This is a genomic window from Ottowia sp. (assembly GCF_016703145.1).
Taxonomy (GTDB): domain Bacteria; phylum Pseudomonadota; class Gammaproteobacteria; order Burkholderiales; family Burkholderiaceae_C; genus Ottowia.
In genome coordinates, this window is the sequence record NZ_JADJCO010000003.1 from 1,429,433 (window position 1) to 1,452,496 (window position 23,064).

Below are 23,064 nucleotides of genomic sequence, written 5' to 3' on the forward strand. Positions count from 1 at the left end.
TTCCCGTTGCGACCATCCGTGCCGCGCCATTCACCACCTGAGGAGACAGATTCAGTGAACAAAATCTACCCATCGGCCGCCGAGGCGCTGCAGGGCGTCGTCAAGGACGGCCAATTGCTGGCCGTCGGCGGCTTCGGCATCTGCGGTATCCCCGAGGCGCTGATCGACGCGCTGAAGGGCAGCGGCGTCAAGGACCTGACCTGCATCTCCAACAACTGCGGCATCGACGGCTTCGGCCTGGGCAAGCTGCTGGATACGCGCCAGATCAAGAAGATGATCGCCAGCTACGTGGGCGAGAACAAGGAGTTCGAGCGCCAGTTCCTGGCCGGCGAGCTGGAACTGGAGTTCACCCCTCAGGGCACGCTGGCCGAAAAGCTGCGCGCCGGCGGCGCCGGCATTCCGGCCTTCTTCACCAAGACCGGCGTGGGCACCATCGTGGCCGACGGCAAGGAGCTGCGCGAGTTCGACGGCGAGACCTACGTGATGGAGCGCTCGCTGGTGCCCGATGTGGCCCTGGTCAAGGCCGACGTGGCCGACAAGAGCGGCAACCTGCGCTTCAACCTGACGGCACGCAACTTCAACCCCGCCGCCGCCACGGCGGGCAAGGTGTGCATCGTCGAGGTGGAGAAGATCGTCGAGGTGGGCGAGATCGCCCCCGACGACATCCACCTGCCCGGCATCTACGTGCACCGCATCGTGCTGAACGCCCACCCCGAAAAGCGCATCGAGAAGCGCACCATCACCGAGAAAGCAGGAGTCTGACCCATGCCTTGGACCCAAGACCAAATGGCCGCGCGCGCGGCGCAAGAACTGGAAGACGGCTTCTACGTCAACCTCGGCATCGGCATTCCCACGCTGGTGGCCAACCACACCGGCACCAAGGAGGTGTGGCTGCAGTCCGAGAACGGCATGCTGGGCATCGGCCCCTTCCCGACCGAGGACCAGGTCGACCCGGACCTCATCAACGCCGGCAAGCAGACCGTCACCACGCTGCCCGGCTCGTCCATCTTCGGCAGCGACCAATCCTTCGCCATGATCCGCGGCGGCAAGATCAACCTGTCCATCCTGGGCGCCATGCAGGTCAGCGAAACGGGCGACCTGGCCAACTGGATGATCCCCGGCAAGATGGTCAAGGGCATGGGCGGCGCCATGGACCTGGTGGCCGGCGTCAAGCGCGTCATCGTGCTGATGGAGCACGTGGCCAAGAAGAAGGACGGCGGCATTGATTTGAAGATCCTGCCCAAGTGCACGCTGCCCCTCACCGGCGTTGGCGTGGTCAACCGCATCATCACCGACCTGGGCGTGTTCGACGTCACCGACAAGGGCCTGAAGGTGGTGGAACTGGCGCCGGGCGCGAGCTTTGACGACGTGCAGGCCAAGACGGGCGCGACGCTGATCCAGTAAGCCGGCGCATCCGAATGTGCTGAGTCAAACCAGGGCAGAGCCGGCGTGAATAAACGCTGCTCTGCTTTATTTTTTGTAGCCAACCAAACCAACAACGGAGATTCCCCATGAGCTTTCTGCAAGGCAAGACCGCCCTCGTCACCGGCTCCACCAGCGGCATCGGCCTCGGCGTCGCCATCGAACTGGCCAAGCAGGGCGCCCACATCGTCATGAACGGCTTTGGCGACGTCGACGCACCGCGCAAGCAGATCGAGGCCACCGGCGCGAAGGTGGAATACCACGGCGCCGACATGAGCAAGGCTGGCGAGATCGAGGACATGATGAAGTTCGCCACCGCCAAGTTCGGCGGCGTGGACGTGCTGGTCAACAACGCCGGCATCCAGTACGTGGCCAACGTCGAGGACTTCCCGCCCGAGCGCTGGGACGCCATCATCGCCATCAACCTCAACTCGGCCTTCCACACCACGCGCCTGGCGCTGCCCCACATGCGGCAAAAGAACTGGGGCCGCATCATCAACATCGCGTCGGCGCACGGCCTGGTGGCCTCGGCCGGCAAGAGCGCCTACGTCGCGGCCAAGCACGGCATCGTGGGCCTGACCAAGACCGTCGCGCTGGAGACGGCCACCACCGGCATCACCTGCAACGCCATCTGCCCCGGCTGGGTGCTGACGCCGCTGGTGCAAAAGCAGATCGACGACCGCGCCGCGCGCGAGAACATTTCCGTGGCGCAGGCCACCAAGGAAATGCTGCAGGAGAAGGAGCCTTCGCTGCAGTTCACCACGCCTGAGCAGTTGGGCGGCATGGCCGTGTTCTTCTGCTCGCCGGCGGCCGACAACGTGCGTGGCCAGGCCTGGGCGCACGATGGCGGGTGGACGGCGCAGTAGTGGAGATTTGAAGGGAAATGCGCCTCTAGCCTATATCGCTGTTGCGCTTAAAGCTATTAATAAAATAGCATTGATCGAGGCCCGCCACCGCGGTCCCAGGCCGCCCAGCCCGCATCCAGTGGCGCGCGGATCGTCAGCCACTCGCCGCTCGCGGGGTGCGGCAGCCGCAGGGCGCAGGCGTGCAGCCACAGCCGCTGCACGCCCAGCCACGCCGCCAGCGCTCGGTTCAGCGGCCCCTTGCCGTGCGTGGCGTCGCCGATGATGGGGTGGGCGATGTGCTTCATGTGGCGGCGCAACTGGTGGCGCCGGCCCGTCTCCGGTGTCAGTTCGACCAGGGCGCAGCGGGTTTGCGCGAAGGCGCCGTGGGCCACCGGCAGTTCCAGGCGCGCCAGGGTGCGCCAGCGCGTGCGCGCGGACTGCGCGGGCAGGGCGCGCGTGCCGCGCGCGTCGTCCGGCAGGCGGGTGAGTGCGTGGTCGACCAGGCCCGCGTCCGCCGGCCAGCCGCGCACCACGGCGCGGTAGGTCTTGGCCACGCCCTGGCCGCAGTCGAAGCGCGCGCCCAGCGCGCCGGCGGTGGCCGCATCCAGCGCGAACAGCAGCACGCCGCTGGTGCCCTTGTCCAGCCGGTGCGCGGGCCATACCGGGTGGCCCAATTGGTCGCGCAGCAGTTGCAGGGCGAAGCGCGTTTCGCCCGCGTCCAGGCCCGTGCGGTGCACCAGCAGGCCGGCGGGCTTGTCCACGGCGATCAGGTGCGCGTCTTGGTACAAAATCGGGAGCATGCTGTTTGTATTGTCCCCGGCCAAGGCGCTGGATTACGACACGCCGGTGCCGACGGATCTGCCGCACACGCTGCCGGTGTTCGGCCCGCGCGCCGCCGAGCTGGTGGGCGTGCTGCGCGAGAAGTCACCCGAGCAGGTGGCCGGGCTGATGCGCCTGTCCGACGCGCTCGCCGGCCTGAACGTGGCGCGCTACGCCGCCTGGCGCCCGCGCCACACCGCCCGCAACGCCCGGCAGGCGGTGCTGGCCTTCGATGGCGACGTGTACGGCGGCCTGCAGGCCAGGACGCTCAAGCCCGCGCAACTGCAGTGGCTGCAGCAGCACCTGTGCATTCTGAGCGGCCTGTACGGCGTGCTGCGCCCGCTGGACCGCATGCAGCCCTACCGCCTGGAAATGGGCACGGCGCTGAAGACGGCCGGGGGCGCCAACCTGTACCAGTTCTGGGGCCCGCGCATTGCCGACTATCTGAACCAGCGGCTGGCGCAGCAGCGAGCGCCGGTGCTCATCAACCTGGCGTCGCAGGAATACTTCAAGTCGGTCGATCGCAAGGTGCTGAAGGGCCGCGTGATCGACTGCGTGTTCGAGGACTACAAGGGCGGCTACAAGGTCATCAGTTTTTTTGCCAAGCGCGCGCGGGGGCTGATGATGCGCTGGGCCGCGCTGCACCAGGCGGGCACGCCGGCGCGCCTGCAGGGCTTCGATCTGGACGGCTACGCCTTCGCGCCGGCCGCCAGCGCGCCGGACCGGCTGGTGTTCCGCCGCAAGACCAGCGGGGCCGTGGCATGACCCAGCAGATCACCCCCGAATTGCGCCAATGGATCGTCGAGCAGGCGCAGGCCGGCCACAGTGCCGAGTCGGTGTTGCAGTCGATGAAGGCGTCCGGCTGGGACGAGGACGTGGCCATCGACGCCATGGAAACCACCTTGCGCGGCCACCTGGATGAGCAGGCCGCCGCGCAGGGCCTGCCGCCCGCCGTGCCGGTGCCCGAGCCCCGGCTCGCCGACTCTCCCCTGTACCTGGACGGGGGCGACCGCCGCGTTGCCGTGCTGGGCGTGATGGCGGCGCCGCGCATCGTGGTGTTCGGCGGCCTGCTGTCCGACGACGAGTGCGACGCGCTGATCGCCGCCGCGCGGCCGCGCATGAGCCGATCGCTCACCGTCGCCACCCGCACCGGCGGCGAGGAGGTCAACGACGACCGCACCAGCCAGGGCATGTTCTTCCAGCGGGGCGAGGGCGAGCTGATCCAGCGCATCGAGGCGCGCATCGCCCGCCTCGTCAACTGGCCGGTCGAGAACGGCGAGGGCCTCCAGGTGCTGCAGTACGTGCCGGGCACCGAGTACAAGCCGCACTACGACTACTTCGATCCCGGCGAGCTCGGCACGCCCACCATCCTCAAGCGCGGCGGCCAGCGCGTGGGCACCTTGGTGATGTACCTGAACGAGCCGGAGAAGGGCGGCGGCACCACCTTCCCCGACGTGCGTCTGGAAGTGGCGCCCAAGCGCGGCCACGCGGTGTTCTTCAGCTACGAGCGCCCGCACCCCGGCACCCGCACGCTGCACGGCGGCGCGCCCGTGATCGCGGGCGAGAAATGGATCGCCACCAAGTGGCTGCGCGAAGGCGAGTTTCGCTGAGGCGGGATTCGAGGATTCCAAACCAGAACGGCCGCTGGCCGGTACCAATAAAAGACATTCAGCTATGAAAATACAAGCAAACGGCATTTCCATCGAGGTCGAGGACACGGGCGGCGACGGCCCCGTCGTGATGCTGGTCATGGGCCTGGGCATGCAGCTCACGGCCTGGCCGCCGTCGCTGGTGCAGGCGCTGGTGGAGGCCGGCTACCGCGTGATCCGCCACGACAACCGTGACGCCGGCCTGTCGCAGTACTTCGACGAGCTGAAGGTGCCCAGCCTGGCGTGGACCCTGCTGCGCCACCGGCTGGGCAGGACGCCGCGCTCGCCCTACGCCGTGGGCGACATGGCGCTGGATGCGTGGGGCGTGCTGGACGCGCTGGGCGTGCGGCGCGCGCACGTGGTCGGCGCCAGCATGGGCGGCATGATCGCGCAGCGCATGGCCATCGCCGCGCCCGAGCGCACGCTGACCCTGACCAGCATCATGAGCAGCAGCGGCGCGCGCGACCTGCCCGCGCCGCGCGCGGACGTGACCCGCGCGCTGCTGTCGCGCCCGCGCTCCAAGGACCTGCAGGTGGTGCTGGACTACTACGTGGACTTCTTCCGCGCCATCGGCGGGCCCGGGTTCCCGATTCCCGAAGCCGAGTTGCGCGCGCGCCTGACCATCTCGCTGCAGCGCGCCTACCACCCCCAGGGCGTGCAGCGGCAGATGCTGGCCATCCTGGCCGACACCACGCGCCCCGACAAGCTGCAGCGCATCACCGCCCCCACGCTGGTGATCCATGGCCGCGACGACCCCTTCGTGCGCCTGCCCTGCGGCGAGGACACCGCGCGGCGCATTCCCGGCGCGCGCCTGTGGGTCATCGACGGCATGGGCCACGACATGCCCCCCGGCGTGGTGGAGTGCATGCTGCCGCCGATGCTGGAGCACTTCGCGGGCGCGCAGCAGCGCGCCGCGGCATGAGCTCGACGCCCGAAGGCGCACCCGAGCGGCCGCCCGGCCGCCCGAAGGCGGCGAGCGCCCCTTCGGGGGGCAGCGAACCACGCGAAGCGGGGAGCGTGGGGGCAGGTTTCGGCACCCCCGAGGGCAGCGCGCTCGGCAAGGCCAGCACCTACCCGGAGCAGTATGACCCGGCGCTGCTTTACCCGATCCCGCGCGCGCCGCAGCGCCAGCGCCTTGGCATCACGGGGCAGCCGCGCTTCTTCGGCGCCGACCTGTGGACGGCCTACGAGCTGTCGTGGCTGGGCCCGCGCGGCAAGCCGCAACTGGCCATCGCCCACGTCATGGTGCCGTGCGAGAGCACGCACATCGTCGAGAGCAAGTCCTTCAAGCTGTACCTGAACAGCTTCAGCGGCACGCGCCTGGCCGACGCGCAGGAGGTGCAGCGCCGCATCCAGGCCGACGTCAGCGCCGCCCTGTGGCAGGGCGGGCCGGTGCGCGCCAGCGCCAGCGTGCGCCTGATCGCGCCCGAGGACTTCGACCGCGAGCCGATCCACGAGCTGGACGGGCTCAACCTCGACCGCCTGGACATCGAGTGCACCCACGATCAGCCCGCGCCCGAGCTGCTGACGGCCGCCTTTGACGAGCAGCCTGTCGAGGAAACCCTGGCCAGCCGTCTGCTCAAGAGCAACTGCCCCGTCACCGGCCAGCCCGACTGGGGCAGCGTGCGGATCCGCTACGCCGGCCCGCAGATCGAGCAGGGCGGCCTGCTGCGCTACATCGTCAGCTTCCGCCGCCACGACGACTTCCACGAGCACTGCGTCGAACGCATCTTCACCGACCTGTGGGAGCGCTGCCGCCCCGTCAAGCTGACGGTGTACGCGCGCTACACGCGCCGCGGCGGGCTGGACATCAACCCCTACCGCACCAGCCACCCCGGCCCCGTGCCCGCCAACGTGCGCACCGCACGGCAATGAACACGATCCTTCAGGAAAGCCCCTCATGAGCCGCACCTATTTCGGCACCGACGGCATCCGCGGCACCGTGGGCCACGCCCCCATCACGCCCGACTTCGTGCTGCGCCTGGGGCATGCAGTGGGCCGCGTGCTCAAGCGCCACGAGGCCCACCCGGTGGTGCTGATCGGCAAGGACACGCGCATCTCCGGCTACATGCTGGAGAGCGCGCTGGAGTCGGGCCTGAACTCCGCCGGCGCCGGCGTGGTGCTGCTTGGCCCCGTGCCCACGCCCGCCGTCGCCTACCTGACGCGCGCGCAGCGCGCCAGCCTGGGCGCGGTCATCAGCGCCAGCCACAACCCGTTTCCAGACAACGGCATCAAGTTCTTCAGCGCCCAGGGCACCAAGCTGCCCGACGCCTGGGAGCAGGAGGTCGAGGCCGCCTTGGCCGAGCCGCCGCAGTGGACCGATTCCGCCGGGCTCGGGCGCGCGCGCCGGCTCGACGACGCGGCCGGCCGCTACATCGAGTTCTGCAAGAGCAGCTTCAGCAACGAACTCAGCCTGCGCGGCCTGAAGATCGTGGTGGACGCGGCGCACGGCGCCGCCTACCAGATCGCGCCCAAGGTGTTCCACGAGCTGGGCGCCGACGTGGTGCAGATCGGCTGCGCGCCCGATGGCCTGAACATCAACGACGGCGTGGGCGCCACCCACCCCGAGGCGCTGGTGCGCGCCGTCGCCGTGCATGGCGCCGACTACGGCATCGCGCTCGACGGCGACGCCGACCGCCTGCAGATGGTGGACGCCGCCGGGCGCTTCTACAACGGCGACGAGCTGCTCTACGTGCTGGCCGCCGACCGCCTGGCGCGCGACGCCGCCCTGCGCGGCGCCGGCCAGCGCAGCCCCCAGCTCGCCGGCGTGGTCGGCACCCTGATGACCAACCTGGGCGTGGCACAGGCACTGGCCGCGCAGGGCTTCGAGTTCGTGCGCGCCAAGGTCGGCGACCGCTACGTGCTGGAGGAGCTGACGCGGCGCGGCTGGATCCTGGGCGGCGAGGGCTCGGGCCACTTGCTGGTGCTGGACAAGCACACCACCGGCGACGGCCTCATCTCCGCGCTGCAGGTGCTGCAGGCCTGCGTCACGCGGCAGCGGACCCTGGCCGAACTGCTGGACGGGGTCCGGCTCTGCCCGCAGGTGCTGGTCAATGTGCGTCTGCAGCCGGGGCAGGATTGGGCGCGCAACCAGCGGCTGCAAGGCGAAACCCGCGCCGTCGAGGCCGAGCTGGGCGAGCGCGGCCGCGTGCTGATCCGCGCCAGCGGCACCGAGCCCCTGGTGCGCGTGATGGTCGAGGCGCAGGACGCCGCGCTGGCCCGGGCCGGTGCCGAGCGGCTGGCGGCGACGCTGCGCGACTGACGGCGCCGGCGGTTCGGCGCTCGGGCCCCGTTTTCAAGCGTTTTTGGCTTGCGGCCCGCACCCAGAATGCGCTATACGCTATTAAAATTGCAGTAACCGGCGACCCCGGCCCGCTGGCGCGTCGGCACTACGGGGCAGCGGCAGGCGGCTGTACCATCAGCCGGGTTTCAATCTGGAGGAGACGCCCCATGCACCCCGCTTTCCGCCGCCGCGCCCTGGCCGGCGTGCTGCTGTCCTGCTTTGCCGCCCTGGCCGGCGCGCAACTGCCGCCCGCGACTCAGCCGCTGCCCGCGGCCGCGCCCCAGGACGTCGGCCTGTCGCCGGAGCGCTTGCAGCGCATCGGCGCCCTGCTGCGCGAGGACGTGCAGGCCAAGCGCATTCCCGGCGCCGTCGTCATGGTCGCGCGCCACGGCAAACTGGCCTACGTGGACGTGGTCGGCCAGCAGGACCCCGCCCAGGGCAAGCCGATGGCGCGCGACAGCATCTTCCGCATCTACTCCATGACCAAGCCGCTGGTGTCCGTCGCGGCCATGATGCTGGTCGAGGAGGGCCGGCTGATGCTGGAGGCGCCGGTGGCGCGCTACATCCCCTCGTTCGCCAAGGTCCAGGTCGGCGTCGAGCAGACCGACGCCTCGGGCCGCAAGACCCTGGCGCTGGTGCCGGCGGCGCGCCCGATGACAGTGCAGGATCTGCTGCGCCACACCTCGGGGCTGACCTACGGTTTCTTCGGCGATTCGCTGGTCAAGAAGGCGTACGCCGAGGCCGGCGTGGGCATCTCCGGCGACTTCACCACCGCCGAGTTCGTCGAGCAACTGGCGCGGCTGCCGCTGCACTACCAGCCGGGCAGCACCTGGGACTACAGCTATTCGACCGACGTGCTGGGCCGCGTGCTGGAAGTGGCCACGGGCGAGAGCCTGCACTCGCTGCTCAAGCGACGCCTGCTCGACCCGCTGGGCATGCGCGACACCAGCTTCTACGTGCCTGAGCCGGCGCGCCAGGCGCGCATCGCCGAGCCCTTCGCCGACGACCGCAGCTTCGGTGTCGGCGCCAGCTTCGGCGACCCGCGCGTGGTGCAGAAGTTCGAGTCCGGCGGCGGCGGGCTGGTCTCCACCGCCGACGACTACGCGCGCTTCGCGCAGATGCTGCTGAACGGCGGTGCGCTGGACGGGCGGCGCTACCTGAGTCCCGCCACGCTCGCCTACATGACGGCCGACCACCTGGGCGCCGGCATCGCGCGCACGCCGCTGTACCTGCCGGGCCCCGGCTACGGTTTCGGCCTGGGCTTTGCCGTGCGCACGGCGGCGGGGCAGGCGGCCTCGGCCTCGTCCGTGGGCGAGTACAACTGGGGCGGCGCCGGTGGCACCTACTTCTGGGTCGATCCGCAGGCCGGCCTCACCGTCGTGTTCATGCTGCAGTCGCCCCGGCAGCGCCTGCCCTACCGGTCCATCCTGCGCAACATGGTGAGCGCCGCGATCGAGAAGTAGTTGGTGCCGCGCGGCGTCCCGGGCGCGGGGCGCTGGCGATAATCGCTCCATCTTGAAACGCGACGATTCCTCGGCCTCGCTGGAGGTCAACCTCTCCGAGCACGACGGCGTGCGCTACCTGCACCTGGGCAGCGAATGGGTGCAGGGGTCCATGCGCATCAGCGCGCCGTTCGACATCGACCTGGAGTACGTGCAGCGCATGATGGCCTGGCTGCTGTTCGTGCCGCCGTCCTCGGTGGCCGGGCGGCACGCCATGCAGCTGGGCCTGGGCGCGGGCGCGGTCACCAAGTTCTGCTACAAAAAGCTGCGCATGACCTGCACCGCCGTGGAGATCAACCCGCGCGTGGCCGACGTCTGCCGCGCCTGGCTGCGCCTGCCGCCCGAGGACGAGCGCCTGCGCGTGGTCATCGCCGACGCGGCCGAGGAAATCCGCCGCGATGAATGGCTGGGCACCGTGGACGCCCTGGCCGTCGACTTGTACGACGACGAGGCCGCGGCGCCCGTGCTCGACAGCGCCGACTTCTACGCCGACTGCCGGCGCCTGCTGACCGACGAGGGCTGCATGACGGTCAACCTGTTCGGCCGCTCGGCCAGCTTCGAGCGCAGCCTGGCGCGCATCGCCGAGGCCTTCGGCGAGCGCGCCGTGTGGGCCTTCAAGCCCACGCGCGAGGGCAACGCGGTGGTGCTGGCGCAGCGCACGCCGGTGCGGCCCAAGCGCGCCGCGCTGCAGGCGCAGGCCGAGGCCGTCGAGGCGCGGTGGGGCCTGCCGGCCGGCAAATGGCTGCGCGTCTTCAAGGCGATCGAGAAATGAAGCGCGCCACCCGCCCCGCGCCCCTGGCGCCCGCAGCCGGTTACGCCGGCCTCGTGCAGTGGCGCCACCTGGTCGAATGGATGCGCGAGGACGGCGTGATCACCGCCGACGAGGCCGAGCGCACCATCGCCCGCTGCGCGCAGGCCGAGAGCGCGCAGCCCGCGCTGGTGCGCCTGGCCGCCGTCGGCGTGGCGCGCGCCAGCGACGGCGCGGCCATGGGCGCGGAGGAGCTGACGAAGTTCCTGGCGCGCCGCGCCGGCCTGGGCTACCTGCGCATCGATCCGCTGAAGGTGGACGTGGGCAAGGTCGCCGACAGCATGAGCACCAGCTACGCCGAGCGTCACAAGGTGCTGCCGGTGCAGGTGAGCGCCAGCGAGGTGGTGGTGGCCACCAGCGAGCCCTTCGACGACGACTGGGTGGCCGAGGTCGAGCGCCAGTCCAGGCGCCGGGTGCGCCGCGTGGTGGCCAACCCGGCCGACATCAAGCGCTACACGGCCGAGTTCTTCGCCCTGGCGCGCTCGGTGCGCGCGGCGCAGAAGAGCGGCGGCGCGTCCGGCGCGGCCAGCTTCGAGCAACTGGTGGAACTGGGCCGCGCCGGCCGCCAGCTCGACGCCAACGACCAAGGCGTGATCCAGGTGGTGGACTGGCTGTGGCAGTACGCCTTTGGCCAGCGCGCCAGCGACATCCACCTGGAGCCGCGCCGCGACCAGGGCGTGATCCGCTTTCGCATCGACGGCGTGCTGCACCCGGTGTACCAGGTGCCGCCGGGCGTGATGAACGCCATCACCGCGCGCGTCAAGCTGCTGGGCCGCATGGACGTGGTGGAGAAGCGCCGCCCGCAGGACGGCCGCATCAAGACCCGCAGCCCCTCGGGCGAAGAGATCGAAATGCGCCTGTCCACTCTGCCCACCGCCTTCGGCGAGAAGCTGGTGATGCGCATCTTCGACCCCGACACCGCCATCAAGGACCTGGCCGCGCTGGGCTTCACCCCGCACGACGCCGGGCGCTGGGAGGTCATGGCGCGGCGCCCGCACGGCATCATCCTGGTGACCGGGCCCACCGGTTCGGGCAAGACCACCACGCTGTACTCCACGCTGCGGCGCGTCGCGACGGAGGAGGTCAACGTCAGCACCATCGAGGATCCGATCGAGCGCATCGAGCCGATGCTGAACCAGACGCAGGTGCAGCCGCAGCTCGACTTCAGCTTCGCCGAGGGCGTGCGCGCGCTGATGCGGCAGGATCCGGACATCATCATGATCGGCGAGATCCGCGACCTGGAGACGGCTGAGATGGCGGTGCAGGCGGCGCTGACCGGGCACCTGGTTTTCAGCACCCTGCACACCAACGACGCGCCCTCGGCCCTGACGCGCCTGATGGAGCTGGGCGTGCCCGCCTACCTGCTGAACGCCACCATCCTCGGCGTGCTGGCGCAGCGCCTGGTGCGCACCCTGTGTCCCGCCTGTCGGCAGCCCGACGACCGCGGCACCACCGAGGTGCTGGCCGAGGCCGTGCGCCCCTGGAAGATCAACGCCGGCAACTATCGCCCCTACAAGCCCATGGGCTGCGTGGACTGCCGCATGACCGGCTTTCGCGGCCGCATGGGCATCTACGAACTGCTGACGGTGAGCGAGGCGTTCCGCGCGCTGGTCCAGCAGGGCGTCGCCATGGCGCCGCTGCGCAAGCAGGCCGTGGCCGACGGCATGCGCCCGCTGCGGCTGGCCGGCGCCATGCGCGCCGCCGAGGGCCTGACGACGCTGGAAGAAGCGGTCTCGGCGACGCCGTCGCTCGAATAGATCCAGGCGCCCATGGCCTGCCGTGCCGCTCGGGCGAGCCCGTGGAGGGCGTTGGGAGCGCCATGGCGATTGGGGTAATCCCCATGGCGTGTAGGTGAAATCCACATCGCCGCGTCGGCTTGCGGTGATGACAATGCAATTTGGAACAACGAATCGAGGAGACGACTCGTGCGCATCAAAAGTCAAAAGGACTTTTTCGCCGGCCTACTGTACGCAGTGGTCGGCATCGGTTTCGCCTGGGGCGCGACCACCTACAACATCGGCGACGGCGCCCGCATGGGCCCGGGCTACTTCCCGTTGATCCTGGGCATCGTCCTGGCGGCCATCGGCGGCTTCGTGGCCTTCAGGGCGCTGGTGGTCGAAACACCCGACGGCGACCCGATCGGCAAGTGGGCCTGGAAGCCCATGATCCTGATCATCCTGGCCAACCTGGTCTTCGGCGTCCTGCTCGGCGGCATTCCCAGCCTGGGTGTCCCGGCGATGGGGCTGATCGCGGCGATCTACGCGCTGACGATCATCTCCGCGTCGGCGGGCACGCAGTTCAAGCTGGTGGAGGTGCTGATCCTCGCCACCGTCCTGGCGGCGGGCAGCTATTTCGCGTTCGTGTGGGGCCTGAATCTGCAGTTCCAGGTCTGGCCGAGTTTCATTTCGGGTTGAGGGGGAGTTTGAAATCATGGATCTGATCAACAACCTCTCGCTGGGGTTCAGCGTCGCCTTCACGATGCAGAACCTGCTCTACGCCTTCCTCGGCTGCCTGCTGGGCACGCTGATCGGCGTGTTGCCAGGCGTCGGCCCAGTGGCCACCATCGCCATGCTGCTGCCGGCCACCTACGCGCTGCCGCCGGTGGCCGCGCTGATCATGCTCGCGGGCATCTACTACGGGGCGCAGTACGGCGGCTCGACCACCGCCATCCTGGTCAACCTGCCGGGCGAATCGTCCTCGGTCGTCACCGTGATCGACGGCTACCAGATGGCGCGGCGAGGGCGGGCCGGACCCGCGCTGGCGGCGGCGGGCATCGGCTCGTTCCTCGCCGGCTGTTTCGGCACGCTGATCCTGGCGGGCTTCGCCGAGCCGCTGACCGAGGTGGCCTTCAAGTTCGGCCCGGCCGAATACTTCTCGCTCATGATTCTGGGCCTGATCGGCGCCGTGGTGCTGGCCTCGGGCTCGCTGATCAAGGCCATCGGCATGATCATCCTGGGCCTGCTGCTGGGCCTGGTGGGCACCGACGTCAACTCGGGCGTGGCGCGCTACAGCTTCGACATCCCCGAGCTGACCGACGGCATCAACTTCATCGTCATCGCCATGGGCGTGTTCGGCTACGGCGAGATCATCGCCAACCTGTCGCACCCCGAGGAAAAGCGCGAGGTGTTCACCGGCAAGGTCGATCACATCTACCCGTCCAAGGAAGACTGGAAGCTGATGCTCCCGGCCATCACGCGCGGTACGCTGCTGGGCTCGGCCCTGGGCATCCTGCCGGGCGGCGGCGCCATGCTGTCGGCCTTCGCGGCCTACACCATCGAGAAGAAGACCAAGCTCAAGCCCGGCGAGGTGCCCTTCGGCAAGGGCAACATCCGCGGCGTGGCGGCGCCCGAGTCGGCCAACAACGCCGGTTCGCAGACCTCTTTCATCCCGCTGCTGACGCTGGGCATCCCGCCCAACGCCGTGATGGCGCTGATGGTCGGCGCGATGACCATCCACAACATCCAGCCCGGCCCGCAGGTGATGACCAGCAACCCCGAGCTGTTTTGGGGCCTGATCGCTTCCATGTGGATCGGCAACCTGATGTTGATCATCCTGAACCTGCCGCTGATCGGCCTGTGGATCAAGCTGCTGACGGTGCCCTACCGCTTCCTGTTCCCGGCCATCGTGCTGTTCTGCGCGATCGGCGTGTACTCCACCAACAACAACACCTTCGACGTGTGGATGGTGGGCTGGTTCGGCATCATCGGCTACACCTTCATCAAGTTGGGCATGGAGCCGGCGCCGCTGCTGCTGGGACTGATCCTGGGGCCGATGATGGAGGAGAACCTGCGCCGGGCGCTGCTGCTGTCGCGCGGCGACTGGAGCATCCTGGTCACGCGCCCGCTGTCGGCCGTGCTGCTGGCCTTGGCGCTGCTGCTGCTCATCATCGTGCTGCTGCCCTCGGTCAAGAAGAGCCGCGAGAGCGCATTCGTCGAAGAGTGACGCATCTCTCGCTCTGCAAAAACGGCGCCCTGGTGGCGCCGTTTTTCATGGGGGTGACCAGCATCGTGAGCCGTTGCGAGTGCGATCCTCGCGCACAATGCCGGCTTCATCCGAATCGCCGCCATGCAGATCCCAGCCCCTTCCTCGACCACCTCCCTCACACCCGCGCTGCGCACGATCCTGCACGACGAGGTGCACGCCCGCCCGCCGCAGGATCTGCACGCGCCGCTGGCGGTGACCCATCTGGTGATGCTGGCCGGCGAAGCCGAGCGCGCCGCCAGCCGCGACCATCTGGCGGCGCTGCTGGCTGGGCACGGCCTGGCGGCGCCGGCGCCGGACGCCGCGTTCCTGCACGCCGACCTGGGCGAGTTCAGCCTGCGCTGGGAGCTGCACACCGAATTCGTCGCCTGGACCTTCCTGCGCCCGCTGCAGCCGCACGAGCTGGACGCCTTCGAGCACGGCGAACCGCCCACCGCCGCTGAACTGGCGCCCGCCGGCTGGCGCCAGGCCCTGCCCGGCCAGCCCCTGGCCGGCGTCCAGCTCTGGGCGCTGCCTCGGCGCGGGCGCGACACCCGGGCCATCGTGCGCCGCCTGCTCAGCGACGCCAGCGTCACCGGCTCCACCGTCATCAGCCACAGCTCCGACCTGCACACCGACCTGCGGTTGCGCGCCGATGGCTGCCTGCGCATGCTGGTGTTCACCGGCGAGGTGGCGCCCGGCCTGGTGACGCCGCGCCGCCTGGGCCGGCTGGTGCAGCGCCTGCTGGAGATCGAGACCTACCGCATGGCCGCGCTGCTGGGCCTGCCGGCGGCGCGCCGGGCCGTGCGCTGGCTGGCAGAGGGCGAGGCCGAGCTGGCCGAACTGGCCCAGGCCGTGCGCAGCGCCGCGCGCGAGGACGAGCCCGCGCTGCTGGACCGCCTGACCCGCCTGGCGGCCGAGCTGGAAGGAGAGTACGCCAGCACCCACGCCCGCTTTTCCGCCAGCGCGGCCTACGACGACCTGGTGCGCCGGCGGCTGGCCGACATCGCCGAGGTGCGCATCGAGGGCATGCAGTCCCTGCGCGACTTCATGGAGCGGCGCCTGTCCCCGGCCATGAACACCTGCCGCTCGGCCGACCGCCGCCAGGCGGCGCTGTCCGCGCGCATCGCGCGCATCGGCGACCTGCTGCGCACGCGGGTCGAGGTGGAGCAGCAGCTCAGCAGCCGCGAGCTGCTGGCGACCATGAACCGACGCCAGGGATTGCAGCTCCAGCTGCAGTCGACCGTGGAAGGGCTGTCGGTGGCGGCCATCACCTACTACGTGGTGGGCCTGGTGGGCTACCTGGCCAAGGGCGCGCAGAAGTTCGGCTGGCCGGTCAGCGCCGAACTCACGGTGGGCGCGGCCGTGCCCGTGGTGGCGCTGGCGGTGTGGTGGTCGCTGCGGCGGCTGCACCAGCGCATCGGCCATCACGATGTTTAGCCTGCGCGGTTGACGCTGGCGCCCGTGCCCAAGCCCGATGGCCCACGCCCGGCGGCGCGTGCGACACTCGTCCGCCTCGAAGGACGCAGGCCGAGAAATTCAAATGAAAAGTGGCTTCAGCTCGCGTCCATGCTGCGCTAAAAGCTATGAATAACAGAGCAAATGGCATGCTGCTGGCCGCCGTGGGCGCGATCGCCTTCAGCGGCAAGGCCATCGTCGTCAAGCTGGCCTACCGCCACGGCGTGGACGCGGCCACGCTGCTGATGTACCGCATGCTGCTGGCGCTGCCGCTGTTCGTGCTCATGGCCTGGTGGGGCGGGCGCGGGCGGCCGGCGCTGACGCGGCCCGAATGGCTGGCCGTGGCGGGGCTGGGCTTTTGCGGCTACTACCTGGCCAGCATGCTCGACTTCATGGGGCTGCAGTACATCAGCGCCAGCCTGGAGCGGCTGATCCTGTACCTCACGCCGACGGCGGTGTTGCTGCTGGGCTGGGCGCTGCGCGGCCGCGCCATCACCGCCGGCCACCTGCTGGCCACCGCCGTCAGCTACGCCGGGGCGCTGCTGGTGTTCGGGCTCGAACTGCGCGTGGTGCCCGGCACGGCCACGGCCTGGGGGGCGCTGCTGGTGCTGCTGTCCACGCTGTCCTACGCGGCCTACCTGTTCTACAGCGGCGAATTCGTGCAGCGCCTGGGCGCGCTGCGGCTGGTGGGGCTGGCCTCGGTGGTGGCCAGCGCGTGCTGCATCGCCCAGTTCCTGCTGCTGCACCCGCCCGAGGCGGCGCGCGTGCCGGCGCCGGTGGTGTGGCTGTCGCTGCTCAACGCCACGGTGTGCACGGCGGCGCCGGTGCTGCTGGTGATGATGGGCGTGGAGCGCCTGGGCGCCAGTCTGGCGGCGCAGGTGGGCATGATCGGCCCGCTGTCGACCATCGCCATGGGCATCGTCATCCTGGGCGAGCCGTTCACGCCCTGGCTGGCGGCCGGCACGCTGCTGGTGATGGCTGGTATCGCGCTGTTCGGGCGCGCCGGGCGCGCCGGGCGCGCCGGGCGCGGCGCGCCCCTCAACGACAAAGGAGCTTGAACCATGGATCTGGGCATTGCAGGCAAGTGGGCGCTGGTGTGCGGCGCCAGCAAGGGGCTGGGGCTGGGCTGCGCCGAGGCGCTGGTGCGCGAGGGCGCCAGCGTCGTCATGGTGGCGCGGGGCCAGGAGGCGCTGGAGGCCTCGGCCGCCCGGTTGAGGACCGACATCGCCGGCGGCGCGCCGGCCGAGGTCGTCGCCGTGACGGCCGACATCACCACGCCCGAGGGCCGCGCGGCCGTGTTCGCGCGGCGGCGCGACTACGACATCGTCGTCACCAACGCCGGCGGGCCGCCGCCGGGGAGCTTCCGCGACTGGGACCGCGACGCCTGGATCAAGGCGCTGGACGCCAACATGCTCACGCCCATCGAGCTGATCCAGGCCACGCTCGACGGCATGCTGGCGCGCGGCTTCGGGCGCGTCGTCAACATCACCTCCAGCGCGGTGAAGGCGCCGATCGACATCCTCGGCCTGTCCAACGGCGCGCGCTCGGGGCTCACCGGTTTCATCGCCGGCTTGGCGCGCAGCCCCGAGATCGCCACCGGCGGCGTGACCATCAACAACTTGCTGCCGGGCAAGTTCGACACCGACCGCCTGGCCGCCACCATGGCGGGCGCGGCCCGCAGGAGCGGCAGGCCGCTGGAGGACGTGCGCACGCTGCAGCAGGCGCAGATTCCCGCTCGCCGCTTCGGCACGGCGGAGGAGTTCGGGGCCGTGTGCGCGTTTCTGTGCAGCCGGCAGGCAGGCTATTTGACGGGGCAGAACATCCTGCTGGATGGCGGGGCTTACCCCGGGGCGCACTGAGGCGCCTCTCGGTCATCCATGGCGCCGCGCGCCACCCGCAGCCTTTGAATCAGCGCGGATCGAAAGGCCGCGGAGCAGGGTTCTGGATGCCGCTTAATTGGATGCGCCGGCCCACTTTGAATCAGCGCCGATCGAAGGGCCGCGGAGCAGGCCATGCCAGTGCACCCTTGAGGGGGGTGCAACATCGCGCAGCGAGTGGAGCCACGGGGGTGGGCCATTTCATCGCCGCGACGACACCCAGATCCCCGCCACGATCAACCCGAACGCCACCGCGTGGTACACCTGCGGCGGCTCGCCGAGGAACAGCGCCGACAGCACCGCCGCGAACACCGGCGTGAGGTTGGAGAAAAAGCCCGCCACCGCCGGCCCCGCGCGCTGCACGCCCAGCCCCCAGCAGCGGTAGGCCACCACTGCCGGCCCGATGGCCACGAACACCAGCGCAGCGGTCAGCGGCCAGCCCCACTGGATGCGCGCATCCGTCCAGGCCCATTCGCCGGCCGCGAACAGGCCCGACCAGCCCAGCCCGAACACCACCTGCGCCAGCAGCAGCGCCGCCCAGTCGGTGCGCACGCGCTCGGGCTCGACCCCGCGCGCCAGCAGCCACGAATACCAGGCCCAGCACAGCGTCGCCAGCAGGATGTACAGATCACCCGGCACCAGTTGCAACTGGGCCAGCAGCCGCCACTGGCCGCGCGAGAGCACCACCAGCACGCCCGTCATCGACAGCAGCGCACCCGCCAGTTGCGCGCGCGTCACGGCCGTGTGGAAAAACAGGCGCCCCAGCGCCAGCATCCACAGCGGCATGCTGGAGGCCACCAGGGTCACGTTCAGCGGCGTCGAGGTGCGCAGCGCCAGGTACTGCAGCGCGTTGTAGCTGCCCACGCCCAGCAGGCCCAGCAGCGCGAAGCGCCGCCAGTGGGGCCACAGCCCGCTGTCGGCGCGCAGCAGCCAGGGCGCCAGCGGCAGCAGCAGGGCGAAGGCCAGCACCCAGCGCAGGAAGTTCAGCGTGACCGGCGGCACCAAGCCGATCACCATGCGGCCGACCACCGCGTTGCCGGCCCACAGCAGGGTGGCGGTGGTGAGCAGGGCAGCAGTGGCGGGGGTCGGGCGCATGGAGGCGGGAAGAGTCGGTTGATCGATGATGAGATATTCGAAAGGCAGTGGGTGAGATAAATCCGGGATTTGGCGGCACTGGACCGGGACGTCGTGGGACAGAACTGCAACGGCGTTACAAAAAACGGCCCTCACGAAATTTCGGCAAATTATGGGCCGGTCAGCCACATCGCCGAGCTCAATCCAGCGCGTCGAGCAGCATATCGTTGATGGCATCCACGATCAGGGCGCTCTCCTGTGGATACAGGGAGCCATCCAGGCGTACGGGCAGGTAGGGTCGCGCCGGAATTTCCACCTTCAACCCTCGGCCGGCCTTGCCGCCAAACTGGTGAATAGCAGCATACTTGGGCAGCACCGAAATCCGGGCCTCGCTGCCGGTGGCCTCGGCCACGATCTGACGGCGCAGATCGCCGGCGCTCATGGGGTCGATCAAGGGTTTCTTGCCGGCCAAGCGGCGCTCACCTGCGGCGTTGAGATCACCGCTCTTCTTGCGGTAGCTCTTGCCCAAGCGCGCGGCCAGCAGGCCCAGGGTCGCGGATGCGTTGGGCTTCCAGGGCTGGTCGTCCGGTCCGCTGCTGGTCTCAAAGCGCCGCTTGGCGCGATCGACGATGCCGTCACCAATGGCCCGCAGGTCGGACTGCATGTTCTCCGATCGCTCGGCCAGGCGGTTCAGCACGGCCCTGACGGGCTGGTCGTGGACGATGTTGGTGAAGGTGGTCACAATTCGGGCCGGTAGGCGGTTGTTTCCAATGGGAAGGGTTAGAGACTGAGCAATCGGTGTCTATGATCCGGTTCGAATCCGGCGCCGCCTACTTCTTCTCTTGCGTCAAGCGCACGTATTGCGAGCCTTCAAAGTTATACGGCTCCGCCAATCCCCCGTCTGCACGAAGTTCGACACGATGCGGGCGCGCACGCCGCCAAAGCGCCCCTTCTCGTTGTAGTTCACCCGCACCACCACCTTGCCCCAGCGCTCGCCCAAGTCGATGGCATAGACCAGCGCCGCGTCGTGCGTGTCCAGATGGGGCGAGGCCGTCTCCAGCAGGCGCGGCAGCTCGCGCCACACCTCCTCGGGCAGATGGGTGCCGCGCTCGACCTTGCTGTCGCGCAGCGCATGTACCAACTCGGTGTCGCGCATCCATACCGCCGCGTTCTCCAGCGCCACGCCGTGCTCGGCCAGGGCCTGCACGGTGGCGGGCGCCACGGTGTGCACCTGCACGGCCTGGCCGCCCGCGCGCATGTCGGCGGCGGTGGCCGCCACCATCACCCGCCAGCGCTGGGCGCGCTCGGCCTCCAGCACCGGCCGCAGCTCCCGCCACATCGCCGCGCCAATAGGTGCATCCAGCGCCAGCAGCTTGTCGTCGATGAAGCGCTGCATCGGCCAGCCGGCCGCCGCGCCGGGTGCGTGGCCGAAGCCCTTGCCGATGCCTGCCGGCGCGCCCGTCCCGGGGTCGATCGCGCTCCAGCCCTCGGGCGGCTCGCCCAGCCCGGCCCGCGCGCTGGCCTCGCCTTCGCGCCTGCTCACAGCCACGATGCGGCACTGGCAGCCGAAGCCGTTGGGCGGGAAGTGTGTCTCCCAGAACGGGTGATCGTGCGGCAGTGTCAGGCCATGCCAGGCCAGGTGCTGCTCGCGCGGGTGCATCACCGTATCGCTGTGCAGGTAGCGCCAGTAGGGGCGCCGGCGCAGATGGCCGGGCTCCAGCATCTGCCGGCGGCGCCCGGCCGCGTAGGACGTGGCCATGTTGGTCTGGTAGATCACCCGCGTGCGCCAAGCCTCGCCCTCGGCCGATCCCTCCCCTGTCCAGCCCGTCCAGCCGTGCTTGGCCGCGATGGCCTTGAAGTCGCGCTGGAACGCCCGCAACCCCAGGCCATCGGTGGCGCGCCGCACCATGGCCGCCTGCAGGTCGGCCACCAAGTCGGCCTTGGCCGCGCCCGCGACGACGAAGGCCCGGTCGTGCGCGGCGGCCTCGATCTGGCCCCAGCGCTCGGTGGGCAAGGCCAGCTTGGCGCGCAGGTAGGCGACCTGGGCGTCGAAAGGCGTGTTGAAGCCGAAAGCCGCTTCAGGCATCGCCACCCTCGGCGCGGGCGGCGTCCAAGCCCTTGAGCTCGGCCAGCGCGAAGGCGGCGGCCAGCAGGCGCGTGAGGTCGGCCGTGTCGAGCGCACCGTACTGCCGGGCGATCAGGCCCCGCACCTCGTCGGTGCTGGCCGCCTGGCCGACCAGCGCCTGCAGATCGTCCACCACGCGCTGCCAGCCGGGCGCGGCAGCGTGCTCCAGCGCCTCGACCGCCGAAGCCACCGGATCGGGCGAGCCGCCCTCGGCAAAACTGGCCGGCGCCCGCCCGTCATTCGCACCAGGAGAACCTGGGCCCGGCGCCGGGCTGGGTGCCGCCGTGCTGGGCTCCCAGCCATTGCCGTAGCGCTCCCGCACCCACTCCACCGTGGGCTTGAAGCCCAGCCTCGACACATTCAGATCGGTCTCGGAATTGGCCTTGGCGTCCTCTTCCGTCTCGATCTTGCGCGACACCACGCACGGCTGCAGCCCGTTCAGCTCGCACACCCAGCGAATCAGCGTGCGGTTGAGCGTCTCGCACAACAGGTCGCTGTCGGCCTGGCTCAAATCCAGCCGCACGTCCTCGCGCTCCGTGGCCGCCGCCGCCAGCGCGCCGCCGCCGCCCTGGCGCGGCGGCTGGCCCAGCAGCACCTCGCTGATCCAGTCGTCCATGTACTCCACCAGCGACTGGTTGGGCGTCTGTCCGCCCGCCGACAGTCGGTGGATGGCGCCGTGGCCAGCGGGCACGCAGGGCTGTTGGAAGCATGGCACCATGGAAGTCGACTCGGAGCTTAAACCCCAGGAGAAACGCCCATGCCGCTTGCCGTCCAGATCGCCCGCCCCGGCGGGCCCGACGAGATGAAACTGCTCGATCTGCCGGTGGGCGATCCAGGCCCGGGCCAGGTCCGCATCCGCCACCAGGCCATCGGCCTGAACTTCATCGACGTCTACCAGCGCAGCGGCCTGTACCCGCTGCCCATGCCGCTGACGCTGGGCATGGAGGGCGCCGGCGTGGTCGAGGCGGTGGGCGAGGGCGTGGCGCACCTGCGGCTCGGCGACCGCGTCGCCTACGCCGGCCACCCGCCCGGCAGCTACAGCGAGGCGCGCGTGATGCCCGCGCTGGCCGTGTGCCGGCTGCCGGACGAGATCGACTTCGACACCGGCGCGGCCATGATGCTCAAGGGCCTGACGGCGCAGTACCTGCTGCGCAAGACCCTGCCGGTGGAGGGTCTGCAGCCGGGCGACTTCGTGCTGTGGCACGCGGCGGCCGGCGGCGTCGGCCTGATCGCCTGCCAGTGGGCCAGGGCGCTGGGCTACCGGCTCATCGCCACCGCCGGTTCAGAAGAAAAGTGTGCCCTGGCCCGTGCCAATGGTGCGGAGTGCGCTATCAATTACAGAGTGGACGACTTCGCCGCGCGTGTCATGGAGATCACCGGGGGCCAGGGCGTGAAGGTGGTGTACGACTCGGTCGGCCAGGACACCTGGGAGCAGTCGCTGCAATGCCTGCGCCCCTTCGGCCTGATGGCCAGCTTCGGCAACGCCAGCGGCCCGGTGCCGCCGTTCGCCCCTGCCGTGCTGGCGCCCAGGAGCCTGTACGTGACGCGCGCCACGCTGTTCACCCACACCGCCACGCGCGAATCCTGCCAGCGCATGGCCGACGAGCTGTTCGAGGTCGTGCGCTCGGGCCAGGTCAGGATCCACATCGACCAGCGCTTTCCGCTGGCCGAGGTGCAGGCCGCGCACCGGGCGCTGGAGGCGCGGCGGACGACGGGATCGACGATCCTCATTCCATGAATTTGAACGGAGACACCCCATGGACGCACTGCACGCCCTCATCGACCGCTACTGCCAGGGCTGGAGCGACCCGGACGCCGACACCCGCGCGCGCCTGCTGCGCGAGGTGCTGACGCCCGACGCCACCTACGCCGACCCGCACACGCCCGCCGCGCTGCCGGTCGATGCGCTGATCGGGCACATCGCCGCGGTGATGGCCCGGTTTCCCGGCGCCCAGGTGCGCCGCACCAGCCGCGTGGACGTGCACCACGACGCCGCCCGCTTCCACTGGCAGGTGGCGCTGGCGGGCGGCGGAACGCTGCCGGAGAGCGTGGACTTCATCGATCTGGAGCCCGGCCACGGCCGCATCCGGCGCATCGTGGGCTTCTTCGGGCCTATCGACCCGCGTGGAGCGGTGAGTCTGCTTTGAAACCGCCGCGAATACGGCCTTGGCTGGTGTGGATATTGAGTCTGCAGCTATGTAATCAGTAGCTACCGACTGGCTTTCCTCGGTTTTTTGGCGCG

At 70.1% G+C, this 23,064-nt stretch carries 23 protein-coding genes; 18 read left to right on the forward strand and 5 right to left on the reverse strand.

The annotated features are described in order from the left end of the window. Window positions 1-54: 54 nt before the first annotated feature. The 3 genes from IPG65_RS10580 to IPG65_RS10590 all read left to right on the forward strand — a co-directional run bounded on the left by IPG65_RS10580 (window position 55) and on the right by IPG65_RS10590 (window position 2,288). Window positions 55-762, forward strand: a complete 708-nt coding sequence (locus tag IPG65_RS10580) for a CoA transferase subunit A (protein WP_293189208.1) — start codon at window positions 55-57, stop codon at window positions 760-762. A gap of 3 nt (window positions 763-765) precedes the next feature. Then, the gene (locus tag IPG65_RS10585) at window positions 766-1,404 is read left to right on the forward strand and encodes a 3-oxoacid CoA-transferase subunit B (protein ID WP_293189210.1); all 639 of its coding nucleotides are present in this window, start codon (window positions 766-768) and stop codon (window positions 1,402-1,404) included. A gap of 107 nt (window positions 1,405-1,511) precedes the next feature. Continuing rightward, a complete protein-coding gene (locus IPG65_RS10590) occupies window positions 1,512-2,288 on the forward strand; it encodes a 3-hydroxybutyrate dehydrogenase (protein WP_293189212.1) in 777 nt (258 codons plus the stop codon). A 56-nt stretch (window positions 2,289-2,344) separates the two neighbouring features. On the opposite strand, the gene IPG65_RS10595 is transcribed toward IPG65_RS10590, so the two are convergent. Beyond that, on the reverse strand, window positions 2,345-3,067 hold the full coding sequence (locus IPG65_RS10595) for a pseudouridine synthase (protein ID WP_293189214.1): 723 nt from the start codon (window positions 3,065-3,067) through the stop codon (window positions 2,345-2,347). Here IPG65_RS10595 and yaaA point away from each other — a divergent pair. The 13 genes from yaaA (at window position 3,066) to IPG65_RS10660 (ending at window position 17,605) form a co-directional block, all read left to right on the forward strand. Next, window positions 3,066-3,851, forward strand: a complete 786-nt coding sequence (gene yaaA / locus IPG65_RS10600; RefSeq protein ID WP_293189216.1) for a peroxide stress protein YaaA — start codon at window positions 3,066-3,068, stop codon at window positions 3,849-3,851. The two genes, IPG65_RS10595 and yaaA, sit on opposite strands and share 2 nt — an antisense overlap. Continuing rightward, window positions 3,848-4,696: a 2OG-Fe(II) oxygenase gene (locus IPG65_RS10605; RefSeq protein WP_293189218.1), complete on the forward strand. Its 849-nt coding sequence runs from the start codon at window positions 3,848-3,850 to the stop codon at window positions 4,694-4,696. Before yaaA ends, IPG65_RS10605 begins: the two co-directional genes overlap by 4 nt. Before the next feature lie 64 nt (window positions 4,697-4,760). Further along, a complete protein-coding gene (locus tag IPG65_RS10610) occupies window positions 4,761-5,657 on the forward strand; it encodes an alpha/beta hydrolase (RefSeq protein ID WP_293189220.1) in 897 nt (298 codons plus the stop codon). Window positions 5,658-5,752: 95 nt separating this feature from the next. After that, entirely contained in the window at window positions 5,753-6,610 is an 858-nt protein-coding gene (gene queF / locus IPG65_RS10615; protein WP_293189222.1) for an NADPH-dependent 7-cyano-7-deazaguanine reductase QueF, read from the forward strand. 25 nt (window positions 6,611-6,635) lie between these two features. Continuing rightward, a complete protein-coding gene (gene glmM / locus IPG65_RS10620; protein WP_293189224.1) occupies window positions 6,636-7,997 on the forward strand; it encodes a phosphoglucosamine mutase in 1,362 nt (453 codons plus the stop codon). Window positions 7,998-8,185: 188 nt separating this feature from the next. Next, entirely contained in the window at window positions 8,186-9,481 is a 1,296-nt protein-coding gene (locus IPG65_RS10625; RefSeq protein WP_293189226.1) for a serine hydrolase, read from the forward strand. A 49-nt stretch (window positions 9,482-9,530) separates the two neighbouring features. Further along, complete coding sequence (locus tag IPG65_RS10630) at window positions 9,531-10,292, forward strand: spermidine synthase (protein WP_293190059.1); 762 nt, start codon at window positions 9,531-9,533, stop codon at window positions 10,290-10,292. Beyond that, the gene (locus tag IPG65_RS10635) at window positions 10,289-12,085 is read left to right on the forward strand and encodes a GspE/PulE family protein (protein WP_293189228.1); all 1,797 of its coding nucleotides are present in this window, start codon (window positions 10,289-10,291) and stop codon (window positions 12,083-12,085) included. Before IPG65_RS10630 ends, IPG65_RS10635 begins: the two co-directional genes overlap by 4 nt. A 168-nt stretch (window positions 12,086-12,253) precedes the next feature. Next, on the forward strand, window positions 12,254-12,742 hold the full coding sequence (locus IPG65_RS10640) for a tripartite tricarboxylate transporter TctB family protein (RefSeq protein WP_293189230.1): 489 nt from the start codon (window positions 12,254-12,256) through the stop codon (window positions 12,740-12,742). Window positions 12,743-12,758: 16 nt separating this feature from the next. Further along, the gene (locus tag IPG65_RS10645) at window positions 12,759-14,270 is read left to right on the forward strand and encodes a tripartite tricarboxylate transporter permease (RefSeq protein WP_293189232.1); all 1,512 of its coding nucleotides are present in this window, start codon (window positions 12,759-12,761) and stop codon (window positions 14,268-14,270) included. Between the two features lie 123 nt (window positions 14,271-14,393). After that, on the forward strand, window positions 14,394-15,728 hold the full coding sequence (locus tag IPG65_RS10650; protein WP_293189234.1) for a DUF3422 family protein: 1,335 nt from the start codon (window positions 14,394-14,396) through the stop codon (window positions 15,726-15,728). A gap of 146 nt (window positions 15,729-15,874) precedes the next feature. Then, complete coding sequence (locus IPG65_RS10655; RefSeq protein WP_293189236.1) at window positions 15,875-16,804, forward strand: DMT family transporter; 930 nt, start codon at window positions 15,875-15,877, stop codon at window positions 16,802-16,804. 3 nt (window positions 16,805-16,807) lie between these two features. Beyond that, window positions 16,808-17,605, forward strand: a complete 798-nt coding sequence (locus IPG65_RS10660) for an SDR family oxidoreductase (RefSeq protein ID WP_293189238.1) — start codon at window positions 16,808-16,810, stop codon at window positions 17,603-17,605. A 219-nt stretch (window positions 17,606-17,824) separates the two neighbouring features. Here IPG65_RS10660 and IPG65_RS10665 read toward each other — a convergent pair whose 3' ends face one another. The 4 genes from IPG65_RS10665 to IPG65_RS10680 all read right to left on the reverse strand — a co-directional run bounded on the left by IPG65_RS10665 (window position 17,825) and on the right by IPG65_RS10680 (window position 21,513). Continuing rightward, on the reverse strand, window positions 17,825-18,718 hold the full coding sequence (locus IPG65_RS10665; protein WP_293189240.1) for a DMT family transporter: 894 nt from the start codon (window positions 18,716-18,718) through the stop codon (window positions 17,825-17,827). A 178-nt stretch (window positions 18,719-18,896) separates the two neighbouring features. Next, window positions 18,897-19,439: a phage virion morphogenesis protein gene (locus IPG65_RS10670; RefSeq protein ID WP_293189242.1), complete on the reverse strand. Its 543-nt coding sequence runs from the start codon at window positions 19,437-19,439 to the stop codon at window positions 18,897-18,899. Window positions 19,440-19,544: 105 nt separating this feature from the next. After that, complete coding sequence (locus IPG65_RS10675; RefSeq protein ID WP_293189244.1) at window positions 19,545-20,783, reverse strand: phage minor head protein; 1,239 nt, start codon at window positions 20,781-20,783, stop codon at window positions 19,545-19,547. Continuing rightward, window positions 20,776-21,513, reverse strand: a complete 738-nt coding sequence (locus tag IPG65_RS10680; protein ID WP_293189246.1) for a DUF935 family protein — start codon at window positions 21,511-21,513, stop codon at window positions 20,776-20,778. Before IPG65_RS10680 ends, IPG65_RS10675 begins: the two co-directional genes overlap by 8 nt. A 66-nt stretch (window positions 21,514-21,579) precedes the next feature. On the opposite strand from IPG65_RS10680, the gene IPG65_RS10685 reads away from it, so the two are divergent. Continuing rightward, window positions 21,580-22,560 (forward strand): quinone oxidoreductase, encoded by a 981-nt coding sequence (locus IPG65_RS10685; RefSeq protein WP_293189248.1) that lies wholly within the window; start codon window positions 21,580-21,582, stop codon window positions 22,558-22,560. 19 nt (window positions 22,561-22,579) lie between these two features. After that, window positions 22,580-22,969, forward strand: coding sequence for a nuclear transport factor 2 family protein (locus tag IPG65_RS10690; RefSeq protein WP_293189250.1), 390 nt, complete (start codon window positions 22,580-22,582; stop codon window positions 22,967-22,969). Window positions 22,970-23,064: the final 95 nt, after the last annotated feature.

Coding starts and splice junctions, on each gene's coding strand:
- glmM (WP_293189224.1), top strand. CDS start 6,636: ATGAGCCGCACCTATTTCGGCACCGACGGCATCCGCGGCACCGTGGGC.
- IPG65_RS10665 (WP_293189240.1), bottom strand. CDS start 18,718: ATGCGCCCGACCCCCGCCACTGCTGCCCTGCTCACCACCGCCACCCTG.
- IPG65_RS10595 (WP_293189214.1), bottom strand. CDS start 3,067: ATGCTCCCGATTTTGTACCAAGACGCGCACCTGATCGCCGTGGACAAG.
- IPG65_RS10655 (WP_293189236.1), top strand. CDS start 15,875: ATGAATAACAGAGCAAATGGCATGCTGCTGGCCGCCGTGGGCGCGATC.
- IPG65_RS10675 (WP_293189244.1), bottom strand. CDS start 20,783: ATGCCTGAAGCGGCTTTCGGCTTCAACACGCCTTTCGACGCCCAGGTC.
- IPG65_RS10690 (WP_293189250.1), top strand. CDS start 22,580: ATGGACGCACTGCACGCCCTCATCGACCGCTACTGCCAGGGCTGGAGC.
- IPG65_RS10605 (WP_293189218.1), top strand. CDS start 3,848: ATGACCCAGCAGATCACCCCCGAATTGCGCCAATGGATCGTCGAGCAG.
- IPG65_RS10610 (WP_293189220.1), top strand. CDS start 4,761: ATGAAAATACAAGCAAACGGCATTTCCATCGAGGTCGAGGACACGGGC.
- IPG65_RS10625 (WP_293189226.1), top strand. CDS start 8,186: ATGCACCCCGCTTTCCGCCGCCGCGCCCTGGCCGGCGTGCTGCTGTCC.
- yaaA (WP_293189216.1), top strand. CDS start 3,066: ATGCTGTTTGTATTGTCCCCGGCCAAGGCGCTGGATTACGACACGCCG.
- IPG65_RS10645 (WP_293189232.1), top strand. CDS start 12,759: ATGGATCTGATCAACAACCTCTCGCTGGGGTTCAGCGTCGCCTTCACG.
- IPG65_RS10685 (WP_293189248.1), top strand. CDS start 21,580: ATGCCGCTTGCCGTCCAGATCGCCCGCCCCGGCGGGCCCGACGAGATG.
- IPG65_RS10585 (WP_293189210.1), top strand. CDS start 766: ATGCCTTGGACCCAAGACCAAATGGCCGCGCGCGCGGCGCAAGAACTG.
- IPG65_RS10650 (WP_293189234.1), top strand. CDS start 14,394: ATGCAGATCCCAGCCCCTTCCTCGACCACCTCCCTCACACCCGCGCTG.
- IPG65_RS10635 (WP_293189228.1), top strand. CDS start 10,289: ATGAAGCGCGCCACCCGCCCCGCGCCCCTGGCGCCCGCAGCCGGTTAC.
- IPG65_RS10590 (WP_293189212.1), top strand. CDS start 1,512: ATGAGCTTTCTGCAAGGCAAGACCGCCCTCGTCACCGGCTCCACCAGC.
- IPG65_RS10660 (WP_293189238.1), top strand. CDS start 16,808: ATGGATCTGGGCATTGCAGGCAAGTGGGCGCTGGTGTGCGGCGCCAGC.